18 protein-coding genes are annotated in these 15,630 nt (G+C 59.9%); all 18 read left to right on the forward strand.

What is annotated here, in order from left to right:
- The first annotated feature begins 14 nt into the window (after nt 1-14).
- Complete coding sequence (locus tag GRH90_RS10605; RefSeq protein WP_162365903.1) at nt 15-1,850, forward strand: diol dehydratase reactivase subunit alpha; 1,836 nt, start codon at nt 15-17, stop codon at nt 1,848-1,850.
- Nucleotides 1,837-2,193 carry a glycerol dehydratase reactivase beta/small subunit family protein gene (locus GRH90_RS10610; protein ID WP_162365904.1) on the forward strand — a complete coding sequence of 119 codons (357 nt, stop codon included), beginning with the start codon at nt 1,837-1,839 and terminating at the stop codon, nt 2,191-2,193. Before GRH90_RS10605 ends, GRH90_RS10610 begins: the two co-directional genes overlap by 14 nt.
- 47 nt (nt 2,194-2,240) lie before the next feature.
- The gene (pduA, locus tag GRH90_RS10615) at nt 2,241-2,531 is read left to right on the forward strand and encodes a propanediol utilization microcompartment protein PduA (protein ID WP_162365905.1); all 291 of its coding nucleotides are present in this window, start codon (nt 2,241-2,243) and stop codon (nt 2,529-2,531) included.
- Between the two features lie 15 nt (nt 2,532-2,546).
- Nucleotides 2,547-3,137, forward strand: a complete 591-nt coding sequence (locus GRH90_RS26515) for a BMC domain-containing protein (RefSeq protein WP_162365906.1) — start codon at nt 2,547-2,549, stop codon at nt 3,135-3,137.
- A gap of 5 nt (nt 3,138-3,142) precedes the next feature.
- Nucleotides 3,143-3,778, forward strand: coding sequence for a phosphate propanoyltransferase (locus GRH90_RS10625; protein ID WP_162365907.1), 636 nt, complete (start codon nt 3,143-3,145; stop codon nt 3,776-3,778).
- The gene (gene pduM, locus GRH90_RS10630) at nt 3,775-4,281 is read left to right on the forward strand and encodes a PduM family microcompartment protein (protein ID WP_162365908.1); all 507 of its coding nucleotides are present in this window, start codon (nt 3,775-3,777) and stop codon (nt 4,279-4,281) included. Before GRH90_RS10625 ends, pduM begins: the two co-directional genes overlap by 4 nt.
- A 3-nt stretch (nt 4,282-4,284) precedes the next feature.
- Nucleotides 4,285-4,557, forward strand: a complete 273-nt coding sequence (locus tag GRH90_RS10635; protein WP_162365909.1) for a EutN/CcmL family microcompartment protein — start codon at nt 4,285-4,287, stop codon at nt 4,555-4,557.
- 23 nt (nt 4,558-4,580) lie between these two features.
- Nucleotides 4,581-5,669 carry a cob(I)yrinic acid a,c-diamide adenosyltransferase gene (locus GRH90_RS10640; protein WP_162365910.1) on the forward strand — a complete coding sequence of 363 codons (1,089 nt, stop codon included), beginning with the start codon at nt 4,581-4,583 and terminating at the stop codon, nt 5,667-5,669.
- Nucleotides 5,666-7,054, forward strand: a complete 1,389-nt coding sequence (locus GRH90_RS10645; RefSeq protein ID WP_162365911.1) for an aldehyde dehydrogenase family protein — start codon at nt 5,666-5,668, stop codon at nt 7,052-7,054. Before GRH90_RS10640 ends, GRH90_RS10645 begins: the two co-directional genes overlap by 4 nt.
- A gap of 28 nt (nt 7,055-7,082) precedes the next feature.
- Nucleotides 7,083-8,192 carry a 1-propanol dehydrogenase PduQ gene (locus tag GRH90_RS10650; protein WP_162365912.1) on the forward strand — a complete coding sequence of 370 codons (1,110 nt, stop codon included), beginning with the start codon at nt 7,083-7,085 and terminating at the stop codon, nt 8,190-8,192.
- Nucleotides 8,193-8,209: 17 nt separating this feature from the next.
- The gene (gene eutS / locus GRH90_RS10655) at nt 8,210-8,560 is read left to right on the forward strand and encodes an ethanolamine utilization microcompartment protein EutS (RefSeq protein WP_162365913.1); all 351 of its coding nucleotides are present in this window, start codon (nt 8,210-8,212) and stop codon (nt 8,558-8,560) included.
- A 3-nt stretch (nt 8,561-8,563) separates the two neighbouring features.
- The gene (locus GRH90_RS10660) at nt 8,564-8,992 is read left to right on the forward strand and encodes a EutP/PduV family microcompartment system protein (RefSeq protein WP_162365914.1); all 429 of its coding nucleotides are present in this window, start codon (nt 8,564-8,566) and stop codon (nt 8,990-8,992) included.
- 18 nt (nt 8,993-9,010) lie between these two features.
- A complete protein-coding gene (locus tag GRH90_RS10665; protein WP_162365915.1) occupies nt 9,011-10,219 on the forward strand; it encodes an acetate/propionate family kinase in 1,209 nt (402 codons plus the stop codon).
- On the forward strand, nt 10,209-10,940 hold the full coding sequence (gene cobA / locus GRH90_RS10670; RefSeq protein ID WP_162365916.1) for a uroporphyrinogen-III C-methyltransferase: 732 nt from the start codon (nt 10,209-10,211) through the stop codon (nt 10,938-10,940). Before GRH90_RS10665 ends, cobA begins: the two co-directional genes overlap by 11 nt.
- Nucleotides 10,941-11,048: 108 nt before the next feature.
- A complete protein-coding gene (gene cobD / locus GRH90_RS10675) occupies nt 11,049-12,128 on the forward strand; it encodes a threonine-phosphate decarboxylase CobD (protein ID WP_162365917.1) in 1,080 nt (359 codons plus the stop codon).
- Nucleotides 12,121-12,981 (forward strand): GHMP family kinase ATP-binding protein, encoded by an 861-nt coding sequence (locus GRH90_RS10680; RefSeq protein ID WP_162365918.1) that lies wholly within the window; start codon nt 12,121-12,123, stop codon nt 12,979-12,981. Before cobD ends, GRH90_RS10680 begins: the two co-directional genes overlap by 8 nt.
- A gap of 445 nt (nt 12,982-13,426) precedes the next feature.
- On the forward strand, nt 13,427-13,825 hold the full coding sequence (locus tag GRH90_RS10685) for a fibronectin type III domain-containing protein (protein ID WP_162365919.1): 399 nt from the start codon (nt 13,427-13,429) through the stop codon (nt 13,823-13,825).
- A 913-nt stretch (nt 13,826-14,738) separates the two neighbouring features.
- Nucleotides 14,739-15,630: fibronectin type III domain-containing protein (locus tag GRH90_RS10690; RefSeq protein WP_162365920.1), on the forward strand; the 892-nt coding region annotated here is incomplete at its 3' end.

Consider the following 15,630-nt stretch of genomic DNA (forward strand, 5'->3'; position numbering starts at 1 on the left):
GGCGGGAGCGGCACATGGGTTATATCGTAGGGGTGGATATCGGCAATTCCTCCACCGAGGCGGCGCTGGCGCAGGTCTCCTCCAGCGGGGCATTGACGTTTGTCGCCAGCGCGCTGGCGGAAACCACCGGCATCAAGGGCACCAAACGCAACCTGTTCGGCATTATGCAGGCGCTAAACGCGGCGGTGGCGCAAGCCGGCATCCGTCTTGCCGATCTGACGCTTATCCGGCTCAACGAGGCGACGCCGGTGATTGGCGACGTGGCGATGGAAACCATCACCGAAACGGTGATTACCGAATCCACCATGATCGGCCATAACCCGAAAACGCCGGGCGGGCTGGGGCTGGGCGCCGGCATTACCATCGGTTTCGACGAGTTGCTGACGCGCTCGGCGGACCAGCCCTATATCGTGATTGCCCCCGCCGCACTGGATTTTGCCGATATCGCCGCGATGATCAATGCGGCGGTCAAGGCCGGCTTTCGCATTACGGCGGCTATTTTGCAGCGCGACGACGGCGTGCTGGTCGGCAACCGGCTGGACCAACCCATTCCCATTGTCGACGAGGTGCGCCATATCGAGCGCATCCCGCTCGGCATGCCCGCCGCGGTTGAAGTGGCCGCGCCGGGCAAGGTGATTACCCAACTGTCCAATCCTTATGGCATCGCCACCGTCTTCAAGCTTAACGCCGATGAAACCCGCGCCATCGTGCCGGTGGCGCGTTCGCTGATCGGCACCCGCTCCGCCGTGGTGGTAAAAACCCCCAAGGGAGATGTCAAGGCGCGCACCATCCCGGCCGGGCATCTGGAGCTGTATGCCGGCAACCGGGTAACGCGCATCGACGTGCACCAGGGGGCGGACAAGATCATGGCGGCGGTCACCGCGCTCGGCAGGCTCGACAACGCCGGCGGAGAGTCTGGCACCCACATCGGCGGCATGCTGGAGCAGGTGCGCCAGACCATGGCGGAACTGACCGGCAAGGATCCGGCCGCCATCGCCATCCAGGATCTGCTGGCGGTGGATACCTTCGTGCCGGTGAACGTCAAGGGCGGCCTGGCCGGCGAATTCTTTATGGAGCAGGCGGTGGGCATCGCCGCGATGGTGAAATCCGATCGCCTGCAGATGATGGACATTGCCGACGCGCTGCAACAGCAGACCGGCGTCAGGGTCACCATCGGCGGCGCGGAGGCGGAGGCGGCCATCCTCGGCGCGCTGACCACGCCGGGCACCCGCCGGCCGCTGGCGATCCTGGACTTGGGCGCCGGCTCCACCGACGCCTCGATCATCGGCGGCAACGGCAGGATCGTCGCCACCCACCTGGCCGGCGCCGGCGATATGGTGACGCTGCTGATCAATTCGGAACTGGGGCTGGAGCAGCGCCAGTTGGCGGAAGACATCAAAAAATATCCCCTGGCCAAGGTGGAAAGCCTGTTCCATGTCCGCCATGAGGACGGTAGCGTGCAGTTCTTCGAAAAGCCCCTGCCGGCCGAAGTGTTTGCCCGGGTGGTGGTGGTAAAGGAGGACGGCCTGGTGCCGCTGCCCGGCTCCCTGGCCCTGGAGAAAGTGCGCGTGGTGCGGCGCAGCGCCAAGCAGCGGGTGTTCGTGACCAATGCCCTGCGCGCGCTGGCCCAGGTCAGCCCTACCGGCAGCATTCGCGATATTCCCTTCGTGGTGCTGGTGGGCGGCTCCGCGCTGGACTTCGAGATCCCGCAGTTGGTGACCGACGCGCTGGCCCACTACCGCCTGGTGGCCGGCCAGGGTAACGTGCGCGGCCGTGAAGGCCCGCGCAACGCCGTCGCCACCGGATTGGTGCTGTCATGGTCGCTGGAGGCCGAACATGGGCCTGCCTGATATCAGCCATCCGGCCATCATCGTCACGCTATGCGGGCGCGCCGGACGCGACGGCTGGCGACAGCTGCTGCTGGGCATGGAAGAAGAAGGCATTCCGTTTCACCTGTACGACGCCGGCGATGATGACGCCTCGCCGGCCACCCTGGCGCACCAGGCCGCCAACGCCTCGCCGCTGGCGGTGGGCGTGGCGGTCGGCGCGCGGGACCTGGTGGTGCACGATCCCCATTTACCCGTCGATCGGCCGCTGTTTGTCCTACGGGACTACGCGCGGCTGCCGGCGCAAGAAATCCGCCGGCTGGGCTGCAACGCGGCAAGGCTGGTCAAAGGGTTACCTTTTAAATAATGCCGGGCAATCAACTATTTTAAGTCGCCCTCAACAGGAGAGAAAGAATGAACAACGCATTGGGATTAATCGAAACCAAAGGATTGGTGGGCGCCATTATCGCGGCGGACGCCATGGTCAAATCGGCCAATGTCCAACTGGTGGGCTATGAAAAGATTGGCTCCGGGCTGGTGACGGTGATGGTGCGCGGCGACGTGGGCGCGGTCAAGGCCGCGGTCGACGCCGGCGCGGCGGCGGCCCAGGGCGTCGGCAACGTGGTGTCCACCCACGTTATTCCTCGTCCGCACTCGGACGTCGAGGGCTTTTTGCCTAAATCAACCCCGGTACTGGGTGAATAACCCGAGGGCGGCCGTGTGAAAACCTCACTGGGTTTACTTGAAGTCGCCGGTCTGGCGCTAGCCGTCAAGGCGGCGGACACCATGGCCAAGGCGGCGAGCGTTGCCATCACCGGCATTGAAAAAACCAACGGTTCCGGCTGGATGCTGATAACCATTACCGGCGACGTGGCGGCGGTTAATTCAGCCATAGCCAACGGCGCGACGCTGGCGCGCCTGGAAAACGGCTGGGTGGCCGAGCGGGTAATCGCCCGCCCCGCCGATGGACTGGACGGCTGGCCGGGCGTCGATAAGCCGGTCCTGCCGGCGGCGCCTGATAGGACGGCGCTGTCGGCGGCATCCGCGCCTGAAGCGACGACGTCGCTAAAACCGACGCAGGCCTCGGTTTCCGCCGTTGAACCGGTGGGGGAGGCAAAGTCTGCGCTGGCGAAGGAAAGCGTGGACCAGCCTGGGGATATGCCCCCGACCGGGATAAGCGGCGAACCGGCAACATTGCCGGACCTGCCCGGGCCGGTGCCGGGCGAGTGTAATTTATGCCACGACCCGGCCTGTCCGCGCCGTAAAGGCGAACCACGCGCGACATGCATTCATGACGGAGAAAGAGGCTAAGTCAGATGGAAACTTTGGCGTTGAAGTCCCTGGTGGAAAACGTACTGCTCGATATGCGGCGGCGGCCCGTGCCGCTTGGCATATCGAACCGGCATTTGCACCTGTCCCTCGAGGATTATGAACATCTGTTTCCAGGCCGGCCGCTGATCTTCAAAAAAGATCTGTATCAGCCGGGACAGTTCGCCTCCGAACAGGTGGTCAACCTGGTCGGTCCGAAAGGCGTCCTGAAAAACGTGCGCATACTCGGCCCGCTGCGCGGACAGTCGCAGGTGGAAATCTCCCGCACCGACGCCCGGCTGCTTGGCATCAACGCGCCGCTGCGCCTGTCCGGCAACCTGGACGACACCCCCGGCGTCCGGCTGGTCAGCAACAACGGCGAGCTGGAATTGCCCCACGGCGTGATCGTGGCGCAGCGGCATATCCATATGTCGCCGCTGGACGCGCTGCTGTTCGGCGTGAAACAGGGCGATTTGGTGCGCGTTGCCCTCAACGGCACCGGCCGCAGGCTTATCTTCGACGATGTGGTGATACGGGTGGGCGAGCATATGCGCCTGGAAATGCATATTGATACCGACGAGGCCAATGCGGCGGACGCCGGCGACAAAGGCGCCACCGCGGTATTAATGGGGCGCTGGGCATGAGTCAGGGGCGGTTGCGGGAACAATGGATAACGCAATGTGTAGAGCAGGTATTGCTGCGGTTGCAACAGCGTCAGCAGGCCGAACTGGTGTTGTCGCTGCCGCAGTTAACCAGCGGCTGGCCGGCGGACGCCGCCCTGCGCCACGCCCGCCTTCGGGTGACGGACACCACGTCGGCTTTTTTGCGCCGGTTGGCCGACGGCCGGCAGGAGGATGCGGCGCTTAACGCGATCCGGCAGGCCTGGCGCGACGGTATGCGGGTACGGCTTGAAATCGATCGCGGCTGCTTCGGCCTGCTGCCGGTGGCCGGCCTGCTTCGGCTGCCGCTGCGCTTATGCACCCCGGACAACAGCCCGGTTCACCTGCTGGCGCGCGCGGTGGCCGGCTACGCCGATATCCGTCCGCTGCCGGCCGGCTATCTGGTGGTGGCGCGCCACGTGCTGCTGACCGCGCTGGCCCGCGATGAAATCGCTAAACGTCGTCTTCAACTTTACAGGCAGGACTAGAACATGCAACTGGCTCGCGTAATCGGTTCGGTGGTGTCGACGCAGAAGGCGCCCTCGCTGCTGGGTAAAAAATTGATGGTGGTCGAACCGGTCAATATCGACGGCTCTCCCTCCAACGGATTCACGCAGCAGGAAGTGGCGGTGGATTCGGTCGGCGCCGGCGAGGGCGAGATAGTGCTGCTGGCGCGGGGCGCGTCGGCGCGCTGGGTGTTCGCCGAGCCCAACCAGGCCATCGACCTGGCGATCGTCGGCATCGTCGACACTATTGTTCCCTAACGGCGGACGGGTAAGGAGCGCGCATGGGCATCTATACCAAAACCGGCGATAAGGGCACCACGTCGCTTATCGGCGGGCAACGCATCAAAAAATACCATCCGCGCGTCGCCGCCTACGGCACGGTGGATGAGCTTAACGCCTGCCTGGCGGTAGCCACCCACCAGGTGCGCGATGCGCATAACCGCCAGTTGCTGCTCGATATCCAGCATCAGCTGTTCTGGCTCGGTGCGGAACTGGCGGACGACCGGCCCGAACTAAGGGACGACAGCGTCCAGCGCCTGGGCGACGTACAGATAACCCAGCTGGAGCGGGCCATCGACCGCTGCATGGCGGCGCTGCCGCCGGTGACAGGTTTTGTCCTGCCCGGCGACAGCGCCGCCGGCAGCCAGCTGCATCTGGCGCGCACCGTGGCGCGGCGCGCCGAGCGGCTGCTGGTGCAACTGGCGGATGAGATTCCCGTGCGCGCGGAACTGCTGCGTTACCTCAACCGGCTGTCGGACTGTCTATATGCCTTGGCCCGCGTTGAGGATCGGTGTGCCGAAACCGATGCCGTCGTCGGCGAGGTATTACGACGCTACCGGGCGAGTGAAGGATCTGCCGCTGGCCAAACCAGGGCTTGCGCCGGCGACAACGCGGACCGAAGCGCCGGCGGTCACAAGGTCGTTGATAATGGCACGGCGTCCCCCCAGGCTCCGGATGAACCGGATTTTATGCTGGTCCATCGCCTGCTGCGGGCGGCGATGGCGGCGGCCGATGAGCTGGGGGTGCCGGTGGTAATGGCCATGGTCGACCGCCACGGCAATCCGGTCATCACCTACCGTATGGCCGGCGCGCTGCTGGTCTCGCTCGATCTGGCGCCCAAAAAAGCGTTTACCGCCGTGGCGCTGAAAACCGCCACGCACAATCTTGGCCCGGCGGTCCAGCCCGGCGCCGACCTTTATCAACTGGAAGCCTCGTCGGGCGGCAGGATTGTCACCTTTGGCGGCGGGTATCCGCTCTACCGCGCAGGCCTTTTGATCGGCGGGCTGGGCATCAGCGGCGGCACCGTCGACCAGGACCGGCACATCGCCCAATGGGCAATCACACAATGTAATGTAGGGAAAGAGTCATGAACAATAACGAACTGGAAACGCTGATCCGCACCATCCTTAGCGAAAAACTCGAACCGGCCCGCCGCGAGAATACCACCACGGCCCTGTTCGACGATGTCGACCAGGCGGTCGGCGCCGCCCATAAGGCGTTCCTGGCCTATCAACAGTGCCCGCTGAAAACGCGCAGCGCGACGATTTCCGCCATCCGCCGTGAGCTGGTGCCGCATTTGCAGGCGCTGGCCGAGCGCGGCGCCGAGGAAACCGGCATGGGCAAGGTCGAGGATAAGCTGCTGAAAAACCGCGTGGCGCTGGAGAAAACCCCCGGCGTGGAAGACCTGGTTACCGAGGCGATTACCGGCGACGAAGGCATGGTGCTGTTCGAGTACTCGCCGTTCGGCGTAATCGGCTCGGTGGCGCCCAGCACCAACCCCACCGAGACCATTATCAACAACTGCATCAGCATGCTGGCCGCCGGCAACGCCGTCTTTTTCAGCCCGCATCCGGGCGCCAAAAATGTATCGCTATGGCTGATTGAGCAAATCGAATCGATTATTTTCACCGCCTGCGGCATCCATAACCTGGTGACCTGCCTGCGCGAACCGAGCTTCGATTCCACCCAACAGATGATGAAGCACCCGCAGATAGCCCTGCTGGCGATTACCGGCGGTCCCGGCATCGTCAATATGGCGCTGAAAAGCGGCAAAAAGACCATCGGCGCCGGCGCCGGCAACCCGCCGAGCCTGGTGGATGAAACCGCCGTGCTGGATAAAGCGGCGCAGGATATCGTCAGCGGGGCGTCGTTTGACTACAACCTGCCCTGCACCGCCGAAAAAAGCCTGATAGTGGTGGAAAGCGTGGCGGACGCCCTGCTGGCCGAAATGCAAAAATGCGGCGCGCTGATGGTGTCGGGAGACGCCAATATCGCCAAGCTGCGCCAGATAGCCATTATCGACGGCCACGCCAATAAGGCGCTGGTGGGCAAAAGCCCGCTGGAGCTGCTGAAAGCCGCCGGCCTGCCGGCGCCGGATAAAGCGCCGCGCCTGCTGTTGGTCGAGGTGGACGCCGATGATCTGTTGGTGTCGGTGGAGCAGTTGATGCCGATCCTGCCGGTGGTGCGGGTCCGTGATTTCGACAGCGGGCTGCGTCTGGCGCTCAAGGTGGAAGGCGGGCTGCACCATACCGCCACCATGCATTCGCAAAACGTCTCGCGGCTCAATAAGGCGGCCAGGCTGCTGCAAACCTCGATTTTTGTCAAAAACGGCCCGTCCTACGCCGGCATCGGCGTGGGCGCCGAAGGGTTTGCCACCTTTACCATCGCCACCCCGACCGGTGAAGGCACCACCTCGGCGCGCACCTTCGCCCGCCATCGCCGCTGCGTGTTGACCAACGCGTTTTCCATCCGTTGAGCCGGTTTCGTTGAATAGAGGAAAGACGATGAAACGTTTTGTCATCCCGACCCGCGTCTACAGCGGCACCGACAGCCTGCGGCGACTCGAGCGCTACCGGGATAAAAAAACCTGGGTGGTGTGCGACGGTTTCCTGGCCAAGGGCGGCGCTATCGCGCGCCTGCTGGAACACCTGGATGCCGATCGGGTCACCCTGTTCAGCGATATCATGCCGGATCCACCCATCGCCACCGTGGTGGCCGGCATCGAACGGCTGCAAACGGTAAGGCCGCAGGTGGTGGTCGGCTTCGGCGGCGGATCCGCCATCGACGCCGCCAAGGCGATGGTATTTTTCGGCCGCCGGGCGGGGATCGCCATCGACACCTTTATCGCCATTCCCACCACCAGCGGCACCGGGTCCGAGGTCACCAGCGCCAGCGTTATCAGCGACCCGGTCCTGGGGATCAAATATCCCCTGTTCAACGATGAGATCTATCCCGATATCGCCCTGCTCGATCCGCAGCTGGTGGTGTCGGTGCCGCCGGCGGTCACCGCCAATACCGGCATGGACGTACTGACCCATGCCATAGAAGCCTATGTGTCCACCGGCGCCAGCGATTTCAGCGACGCGCTGGCGGAGAAAGCGGCGCAGATGGTGTTCCGCCACCTGCCCGACGCCTTCGCCACGGGGAATTGCCTGCGCACGCGGGAAAAAATGCACAACGCCTCGACCCTGGCCGGCATGGCGTTCAGCCAGGCCGGGCTGGGATTAAACCATGCCATCGCCCACCAGTTCGGCGGGCAGTTGCACGTGGCGCACGGCCTGGCCAACGCCCTGCTGCTGGCCGAGGTTATCCGCTTTAACAGCCAGGATGCGCGGGCGGCGAAAAAGTATGCCCGCCTGGCCAGGCTCTGCGGCCTGGCGGCGCACCAAAGCGACGATCGCGCCGGGCTGAACCAGTTGCTTAACCATATCGGCCTGCTGAAACGCCAGGTCGGCATACCGTCCGGCCTGGGCGGGCTTGCCATCGGCGCGGAAAAAATACGTCTGGCCGAAGCCAATATGATCCGCGCGGCGCTAAACGACGCCACGTTAACCACCAATCCGCGCCCGGCGACGGATAACGATATCGCGGCGATTATCCACGCCGTGATATAGCCAATAAGCAGGCCTCTATGAATAGCGATATAAAAACCGAGCGCGTAATACAGGAATATGTTCCCGGCAAACAGATTACCCTGGCGCATTTAATTGCCAACCCCAATAAGGATATCTATAAAAAGCTGGGGCTTAACGAAGACGATAACGCCATCGGCATCCTGACTATTACGCCCAGCGAAGCCTCCATTATCGCCAGCGATATCGCCACCAAGTCCGGCGCGATAAAAATCGGTTTTATCGATCGGTTTACCGGCGCGGTGATTATTTGCGGCGATGTGTCCTCGGTGGAATATGCCTTGAAACAGGTGCTTTATACCCTGGGTGAAATGATGAAATTCACCCCCTGCGCGCTAACCCGGACCTGAGCCATGAAACGCCTGATGCTGCTTGGTCCCAGCCAGTCCGGAAAAACCACGCTGTTGCAGTGCCTGCGCGGCGATCCGCTGGTCTATCAAAAAACACAGGCGCTGGTCTACCTGCCCGACGCCATCGACAGCCCGGGGGAATATATCGAGAATCGCCATTTTTACAGCGCGCTGCTCTCCGGCTCCTATGAGGCGGATATCGTCGGCCTGGTGCAAAGCCTGGACAATGAGAACGGCTATTTTTCGCCGATGTTCGCCACCCTGTTTAATAAGCCGGTGATCGGCATTATTACCAAGGGCGATATACCTGTCGATGAGAAACAAAAAGCCTTCGTTATTAATCAACTAAAGCAAGCGGGCGCGGGCCCCCTATTTATGGTGTCGGCCACACGGCGCCAAGGTATCACGCCGCTGCTGACGTATCTGGAATAACCTTTCCCGGAGTAACAGATGACACACCTTATTATGGCCGTTAATTCCGGCAGCTCGTCGCTTAAATTCGAACTGTTTTCCATGCCGGAGGAAATCACCCTGGCGAAAGGATTGTTCGAACGACTGGGCACCGGCAGCGCCGCCTTTACCCTGCGCGCCGGCGCCGGCAAGCAGCAGGCCAACGTGGCGCTCGACAATCATCAGCAGGCGGCGGAGCACCTGCTGGACACCCTGCTGCAAAGCGGTATCGTCGCTTCCCTGGCGCAGATCGACGGCGTCGGCCACCGGGTGGCCCACGGCGGCGAGTTTTTCAAGGATTCCGCGGTTATAGACGACGCGGCGCTGGACGAAATTGAACGGCTCGGCGCCCTGGCGCCGATCCATAACCCGGTCAACGCCCGCGGCATCCGGGCGTTCCAGCGGCGATTGCCGCACGCCGTCGCCGTCGGCGTATTCGATACGTCGTTTCACCAGACCATCAATGAGGCCGGGTATCTCTATCCGCTGCCCTATCGTTATTACCAGGATTATGGCATTCGCCGCTACGGTTTTCACGGCACCAGCCATAAATACGTGGCCGAGGCCTGCGCCGGGCTGCTGGGCCGCCGGGATTTACGCATTATCTCCTGTCACCTTGGCAACGGCGCCAGCGTCTGCGCCATCGACGGCGGCCGGTCGGTGGCCACCTCGATGGGCTTTACCCCGCTGGCCGGGCTGATGATGGGCACCCGCTGCGGCGATATCGACCCGTCGATCCTGCCGTTTATTAGCGAACATGACCATAAATCTGCACAACAATTGCTTGAGATCATGAATAACGCCTCCGGGCTGCTTGGGGTGTCTGGGATCTCCAATGACTGTCGTGATATCGTAAGCGCCGCTGAATCCGGCAATCACCGCGCGGCGCTGGCGCTGGCCATGTTTACCGATCGCATCCGCGCCGTTATCGGCGCTTACGCCACCGTAATGGACGGCGTGGACGTGGTGATTTTTACCGCCGGCATCGGCGAAAATTCCGCCGGCATCCGCCGTGAGGTCTGCCGGAATCTCGGTTTCCTGGGCATCCGCCTGGACGATAATAAAAATAAGCGTCATGCCACGTTTATTCAGCAGGAGGGCGCGCCGGTAATGGTTACGGTGATCCCTACCAATGAAGAACTGATGATCGCCCGCGACGTCATGCGCGTCGGTCTGGCGCCAACACAAGAGGTGCAACATGTCGGGTAAGGTATGGCTGGTGGGCGCCGGCCCGGGCGATCCCAGGCTGATTACGCTAATGGGCATGGATTGCCTGCGCCGGGCCGACGCGGTAGTCTACGATCGCCTGGTCAATCCGCTGCTGCTGGCGGAGGCCCCGGCGCATTGCGAGATGATTGACGTGGGCAAACGCGCGGATCATCACCCGATCCCGCAGGATCGGATCAACGCCATCCTGATCGAACAGGCCGGCATGGGACGTGAGGTGGTGCGCCTGAAAGGCGGCGATCCATTTGTCTTCGGCCGCGGCGGCGAAGAGGCCGAGGCGCTGGCGCGCGCCGGCATCCCCTGCGAAGTGGTGCCGGGCATTACCTCCGCCATCGGCGGGCTGGCGCGCGCCGGCATCCCGGTGACCCACCGTGATTTTGCCTCGTCGTTCCATGTCATCACCGGCCATCTGCGCGACGGCAAGGATCCGCACAACTGGCGGGTGCTGGCGCAGTTGGAGGGCACGCTGGTGATCCTGATGGGCATGTCGCGGCTGGCGGAAATCTGCCGGCAGCTGATAACCCATGGCCGCGACGCGGATACCCCGGCGGCGGTGGTAATGAACGCCAGCCATCCCGAACAGCGTATGGTGCTGGCCACCCTGTCCACCCTGGCGGAACGGAGCGCGCGGGCGGGACTGGCGGCGCCGTCGCTGATTGTGATCGGCGAGGTCGCCTCGCTGTCGCTGCTGCAATCCTTGTGATATCGCTGGCGCGGCCGCGCGGGACTGGCTGTATTGATTAGAATATGGGTGCCGTGGCCGCGCGGATCCAACCGTATGCCTTATAAATATGTTTGCCGGGAGTTAACCATGGCGTTACCCAATCAGCACGGCGGCAACGTGCTGGACATGGCGTTAAAGCTGGGGGTGGATGAAACTTCGATCGTGGATTTCAGCGCCAATATCAACCCGCTCGGCATGCCCGCAAGCCTTAAGCGGGCGCTGGCCGCGCACTGGTCGCTGGCGGAGCGTTACCCCGATCCGCTTTATCGCCGGCTGCATGACCGGCTGGCCGCGCATCATCAATGCCCCGCGTCCTGGATACTGGCCGGCAACGGCGCCACCGAGCTGATTTATGACCTGGCTTTCCTGCTGCGCGGTAAAACCGTGCTGCTGCCGACGCCGGGCTTTGCCGAGTACCGCCTGGCGTTAAAGGGCATGGACTGCCGCGTCGAGGACTTTCCGCTGACGGAAAGCGATGATTTTAGCCCCGACCACCGCCTGCCGGCGGCGCTGCGCCCCGGTATCGACGCGCTGTTTCTCTGTACGCCCAATAATCCCACCGGCCAGTTGATTGCAACCGATCTCTTGCTGGCCATTGCCCGCCGCTGCCGCGAGCTGGCGATTACGCTGGTGGTGGATGAAGCCTTTATGGACTTTATTCCCGACGGCGTAAGTGTGATAAACCGCCTGGGCGACTTTCCCAACCTGTTTGTCCTGCGTTCGCTGACCAAATTTTACGCCATCCCCGGCCTGCGGCTGGGTTATATGCTCGGCAGCGACACGCAGGCCATGGCGCGGCTACGCGAGCGCCGACCGCCCTGGACCATTAACGCCTTTGCCGCGCTGGCGGGCGAGGTGGTGCTGGATGACCTGGAATATCAGCGTGACGCGATGCGGTGGCTGCAAGAGCAGCAGACTTACCTGTATGGGGGGCTTAGCGCCCTGCCCGCGCTCAAGGTTTGGCGCCCGGCGGCGAACTATATTTTTTTCCGTTGCCAGCGCCGCGCGCTCGATCTCCAGGCCGCGCTGTTGCAAAAAGGCCTGCTGATACGCAGCTGCGCCAACTATCCCGGCCTGTCCGGCGATTATTATCGCGTGGCGATTAAAGGGGGGGCGGATAACCGCCGTCTGCTCGAGGCCTTAGGCGAGGTGCTTAACTATGGCTGAGGCGCGCTGCCCGGCCTCCTGCGGCGAGCTGCTGCAGGGCTGGATCCTCGGCGGCGAAAAGCTGGTGTCCTGCCCTATCGCCTGGTACAGCGAGGTGCAGGTGAGCGAGGGGTTGCCCGCGGCCGACGAACGACCGCTGAGCCGCCGGATGCTAAACCAGGTTATCGGCCATTTTGGCTTCGATTCGGCGATCCTGCCGCCGCTGCGTATCGAATGCCGCTCCACCATTCCTGTCGCCAAGGGCTTGGCCAGCAGCACCGCCGATATCGCCGCCACCGCGGTCGCCGCCGCCCGCTGGCTTAACCGCACGCTTGATGAAAACACCCTGGCCCGGCTTTGCCTGCGGCTGGAGCCCACCGACAGCACGGTTTTCAAGGCGCTGACATTGTTCGATCACCGCCACGGCAGTTGCCGAATTCCCCACTCCTGGCTGCCACAGTTGGATATTATTATTTTGGAAAGTCCGCATCGGCTTACCACCGCCGCGTGTCATCGCCGTATCGGCGATGATGAGCTGCGCGCGCAGGCCGAGCCGCTCGATCGCGTCTGGCGGTTATTCCAGCAAAGCTGTGCCGCTCAATCCCCGCGCCTGCTGGGCGAAGCCACCACGCTTAGCGCCCGCGCGCGCAACCTGCTGCTGCCCAAAGCGGCGTTCGAGACGTTGCTTGGCGTTGTCGAGCATCATGACCTGTACGGCCTTAACGTCGCCCACAGCGGCACGGTGGTCGGACTGCTGCTCGATCCCAGGCGGCATGACCCGCACTATATTCTGGCCGCGTTAAAGGAAAAGGGTACGCTAGCCTTTTATCCGCAACAGCATATTGTCCAGATGGTCACGGGGGGAGTGAGCTAGCCCTCTGGACATCATTCAACTGCTACTGATAATGAACTGCTACTGATAATGATAAGGTGGTAATTACGGCCCAGGATAATCCCAACCTGCCAATATCCACAATTAAACAGTCAAATTAAGCAATTGACGCTTTTATGGTGTGTGATACCTTTAGTTTACCAGAACAATTTTTCGTTATGATAACCAGACCGATTTGATGATATCGATAATTCAAATTTAACGACGTTAACTGATGTTTTATAATGACGTTCATTCTGGTGAGCAAATTAAATTAAAATCAAGACAAATACAGCACAGAAAGCATGAAATAATATACAGTTGCCATTGCCGCCCATCTAGCACGCAGAAATTTATAGATAAGCCAAGCGAACGCGAATGATATATTTATTTCTTGTAAATTAAACCGTTTTTTCGATTAGCAGCCAATGCATTAAGGAGTGCCATAATGACGCAAAAATTTAATCAAGACAACAGCTTTCCGATATCATTATTGGACCCGCCAACTGATTTTTCAGCGACAATAATAACGGACACCTCAGTTGTGTTAGTCTGGCAGTTCCCGCTTATTCCGCCTTATCAATTTTTTTGGAATATACGCGTAACCGATCCGGAATCAACGCCAATTTACGTTACAGAGATAAATCATATTTCGGCCTCCATTGAACATCTGCAACCTAATACTTCCTATACCTTTTATATTTCTACCGTATCGCTGCAAGGTGAGGAATCCGCACAAAGTAGTTTAACGGTAACAACATTGGCCTCACTATATTATTATCCACCCTTCCCTGACGGTTATCCATCGCAGTCGCCTCACCATCCGCATTATCCTGGTAGTGAATAGCCTAAGGATGAAAAACGATAATCTGCGTTGCGATTAAGGCATCTCGCGACGTTGATGTTAGCAACTGGACCGCAAGACTTGCGACTCGGCGATCTAGAGCAGGGGATTGTTGGCATCCGGCGGCGAATTCTGTTTTTGTCCGTAGCCAGCGCCCCGCGCTCGATCTCCAGGCCGCGCTGCCGCAGAAAGGCCGGCTGATACGCAGCCGCGTCATTCCCGTTGCCAAGGGATTGGCACCGATATCGCCGCTGCCGTCGCCACCGCCCGCTAGCTGGTGCACACACTTGATTATGCACGCCTTAGCTCATTCCAAGATTATAACGGCTACCCTTAGCAATGCCGCTTCTGAAAATTTTGGCGCGGATAATACATATCTAGCCGCGCCACTCTCAGACTGGTTAATAACTTCATCGGCTCAATTTGTTAATGAATTTTGACATTTCTTAAAAAAATTAGCAGGGAATGGCTCCAGGGCATTAGGCGTTAAAATTTAATAATATCACGCATTAGATAATTCTCATCAATTAAAATCGCTCAAGCATCCCACAAAATAATATCTATTTTAAGAAAAATATCAACAGTTTTTTAAAATTTTCTCCACTTTTGGCAAATCGGGTTATTAGCCATATCTTTAGTCGCTAGAATAAATTATTTTTTAAGGAAACGTGCCATATTTAGCAATTGACACCAGGACTTAAACACATATAATCTTCAAGCGGCGATTACGTTTAATATGACGTATTTTAAAATAAATTTTTGGTTAAACAAACAAATAAACCTTTTCAAAAAATATCCTCCATGAAAATATTCTGATTGATATCATATATATATCAATGTTCTACAACACGATTAAGCAACGATTGCAGGCTGTATTTAAATCATAAAAAATACCATAGCATGAGGAAAATAAATTATGTCAAACATGAATTATCAAGATCCCGGCTTGGCCGAAACACGCCCGCACTCGCCAATTAATCTGCAAGCCTACAACATACTCTATACATCGGTGTCCTTACATTGGGAGCTTGCAAACGATGGCGAAGTGAATCCAACAGCTTATTCAATATACCAAGACGGCCGTCAGATAATAGGCCAAAACTATATCGGTGGCACTATTGAGGGCCTAACGCCAGCCACAACATATCAATTTTATGTTACTGCGTCGTGGTATGGCACTGATAGCCTGAATCCCAGCAATACCATCACCGTAACCACATTAGGAACTACCCTTCGTCCTTCTTCACCGGTTAATCTGCGCGCGACAGCCATCGCCGCCACCTCGGTAACCTTGCAATGGGATACCGGCACCGACGGTTCCTTGCCGGTTGCAAGATATAGGATTTTTCAAAACGGATCGGAGGTAAACAGCACGGCGGCAAACGGCATCACCATCACCGGGTTAAGCCCGGCAACGCAGTACAGTTTCTATATCTGGTCCGAAGCGGCCAATGGGCAATTAGGCGCGTATGCCAGTAATACAATTACCCCCACCACCGCCGCGCTTCCGCTACCGCGCCCACCCTCGCCGGTCAATCTGAGGGCGACCGCCATCACCCCCACTTCGATAAGCCTGCAATGGGATACCGGCACCGACGGCACCGCGCCGGTATCACGCTACTGGATATACCAAAACGGCGGCCTGGCGGACATCACGGCGGCGAACAGTATTACCATCGCCAATTTAACGCCTGGAACAACCTATCGCTTCTATATCGTGTCGGAAGGGTTAGACGGGCAGTTCGGTTTGAATGCCAGCAATGAAATTACCCCGACCACCGCCGCTCTCGCCCGTCCGCCCTCGCCGG

It is taken from the genome of Acerihabitans arboris, from assembly GCF_010131535.1.
Classification (GTDB): Bacteria; Pseudomonadota; Gammaproteobacteria; order Enterobacterales; family Enterobacteriaceae; genus Acerihabitans; species Acerihabitans arboris.

Coding starts and splice junctions, on each gene's coding strand:
- GRH90_RS10605 (WP_162365903.1), top strand. CDS start 15: ATGGGTTATATCGTAGGGGTGGATATCGGCAATTCCTCCACCGAGGCG.
- GRH90_RS10610 (WP_162365904.1), top strand. CDS start 1,837: ATGGGCCTGCCTGATATCAGCCATCCGGCCATCATCGTCACGCTATGC.
- pduA (WP_162365905.1), top strand. CDS start 2,241: ATGAACAACGCATTGGGATTAATCGAAACCAAAGGATTGGTGGGCGCC.
- GRH90_RS10625 (WP_162365907.1), top strand. CDS start 3,143: ATGGAAACTTTGGCGTTGAAGTCCCTGGTGGAAAACGTACTGCTCGAT.
- pduM (WP_162365908.1), top strand. CDS start 3,775: ATGAGTCAGGGGCGGTTGCGGGAACAATGGATAACGCAATGTGTAGAG.
- GRH90_RS10635 (WP_162365909.1), top strand. CDS start 4,285: ATGCAACTGGCTCGCGTAATCGGTTCGGTGGTGTCGACGCAGAAGGCG.
- GRH90_RS10640 (WP_162365910.1), top strand. CDS start 4,581: ATGGGCATCTATACCAAAACCGGCGATAAGGGCACCACGTCGCTTATC.
- GRH90_RS10645 (WP_162365911.1), top strand. CDS start 5,666: ATGAACAATAACGAACTGGAAACGCTGATCCGCACCATCCTTAGCGAA.
- GRH90_RS10650 (WP_162365912.1), top strand. CDS start 7,083: ATGAAACGTTTTGTCATCCCGACCCGCGTCTACAGCGGCACCGACAGC.
- eutS (WP_162365913.1), top strand. CDS start 8,210: ATGAATAGCGATATAAAAACCGAGCGCGTAATACAGGAATATGTTCCC.
- GRH90_RS10660 (WP_162365914.1), top strand. CDS start 8,564: ATGAAACGCCTGATGCTGCTTGGTCCCAGCCAGTCCGGAAAAACCACG.
- GRH90_RS10665 (WP_162365915.1), top strand. CDS start 9,011: ATGACACACCTTATTATGGCCGTTAATTCCGGCAGCTCGTCGCTTAAA.
- cobA (WP_162365916.1), top strand. CDS start 10,209: ATGTCGGGTAAGGTATGGCTGGTGGGCGCCGGCCCGGGCGATCCCAGG.
- cobD (WP_162365917.1), top strand. CDS start 11,049: ATGGCGTTACCCAATCAGCACGGCGGCAACGTGCTGGACATGGCGTTA.
- GRH90_RS10680 (WP_162365918.1), top strand. CDS start 12,121: ATGGCTGAGGCGCGCTGCCCGGCCTCCTGCGGCGAGCTGCTGCAGGGC.
- GRH90_RS10685 (WP_162365919.1), top strand. CDS start 13,427: ATGACGCAAAAATTTAATCAAGACAACAGCTTTCCGATATCATTATTG.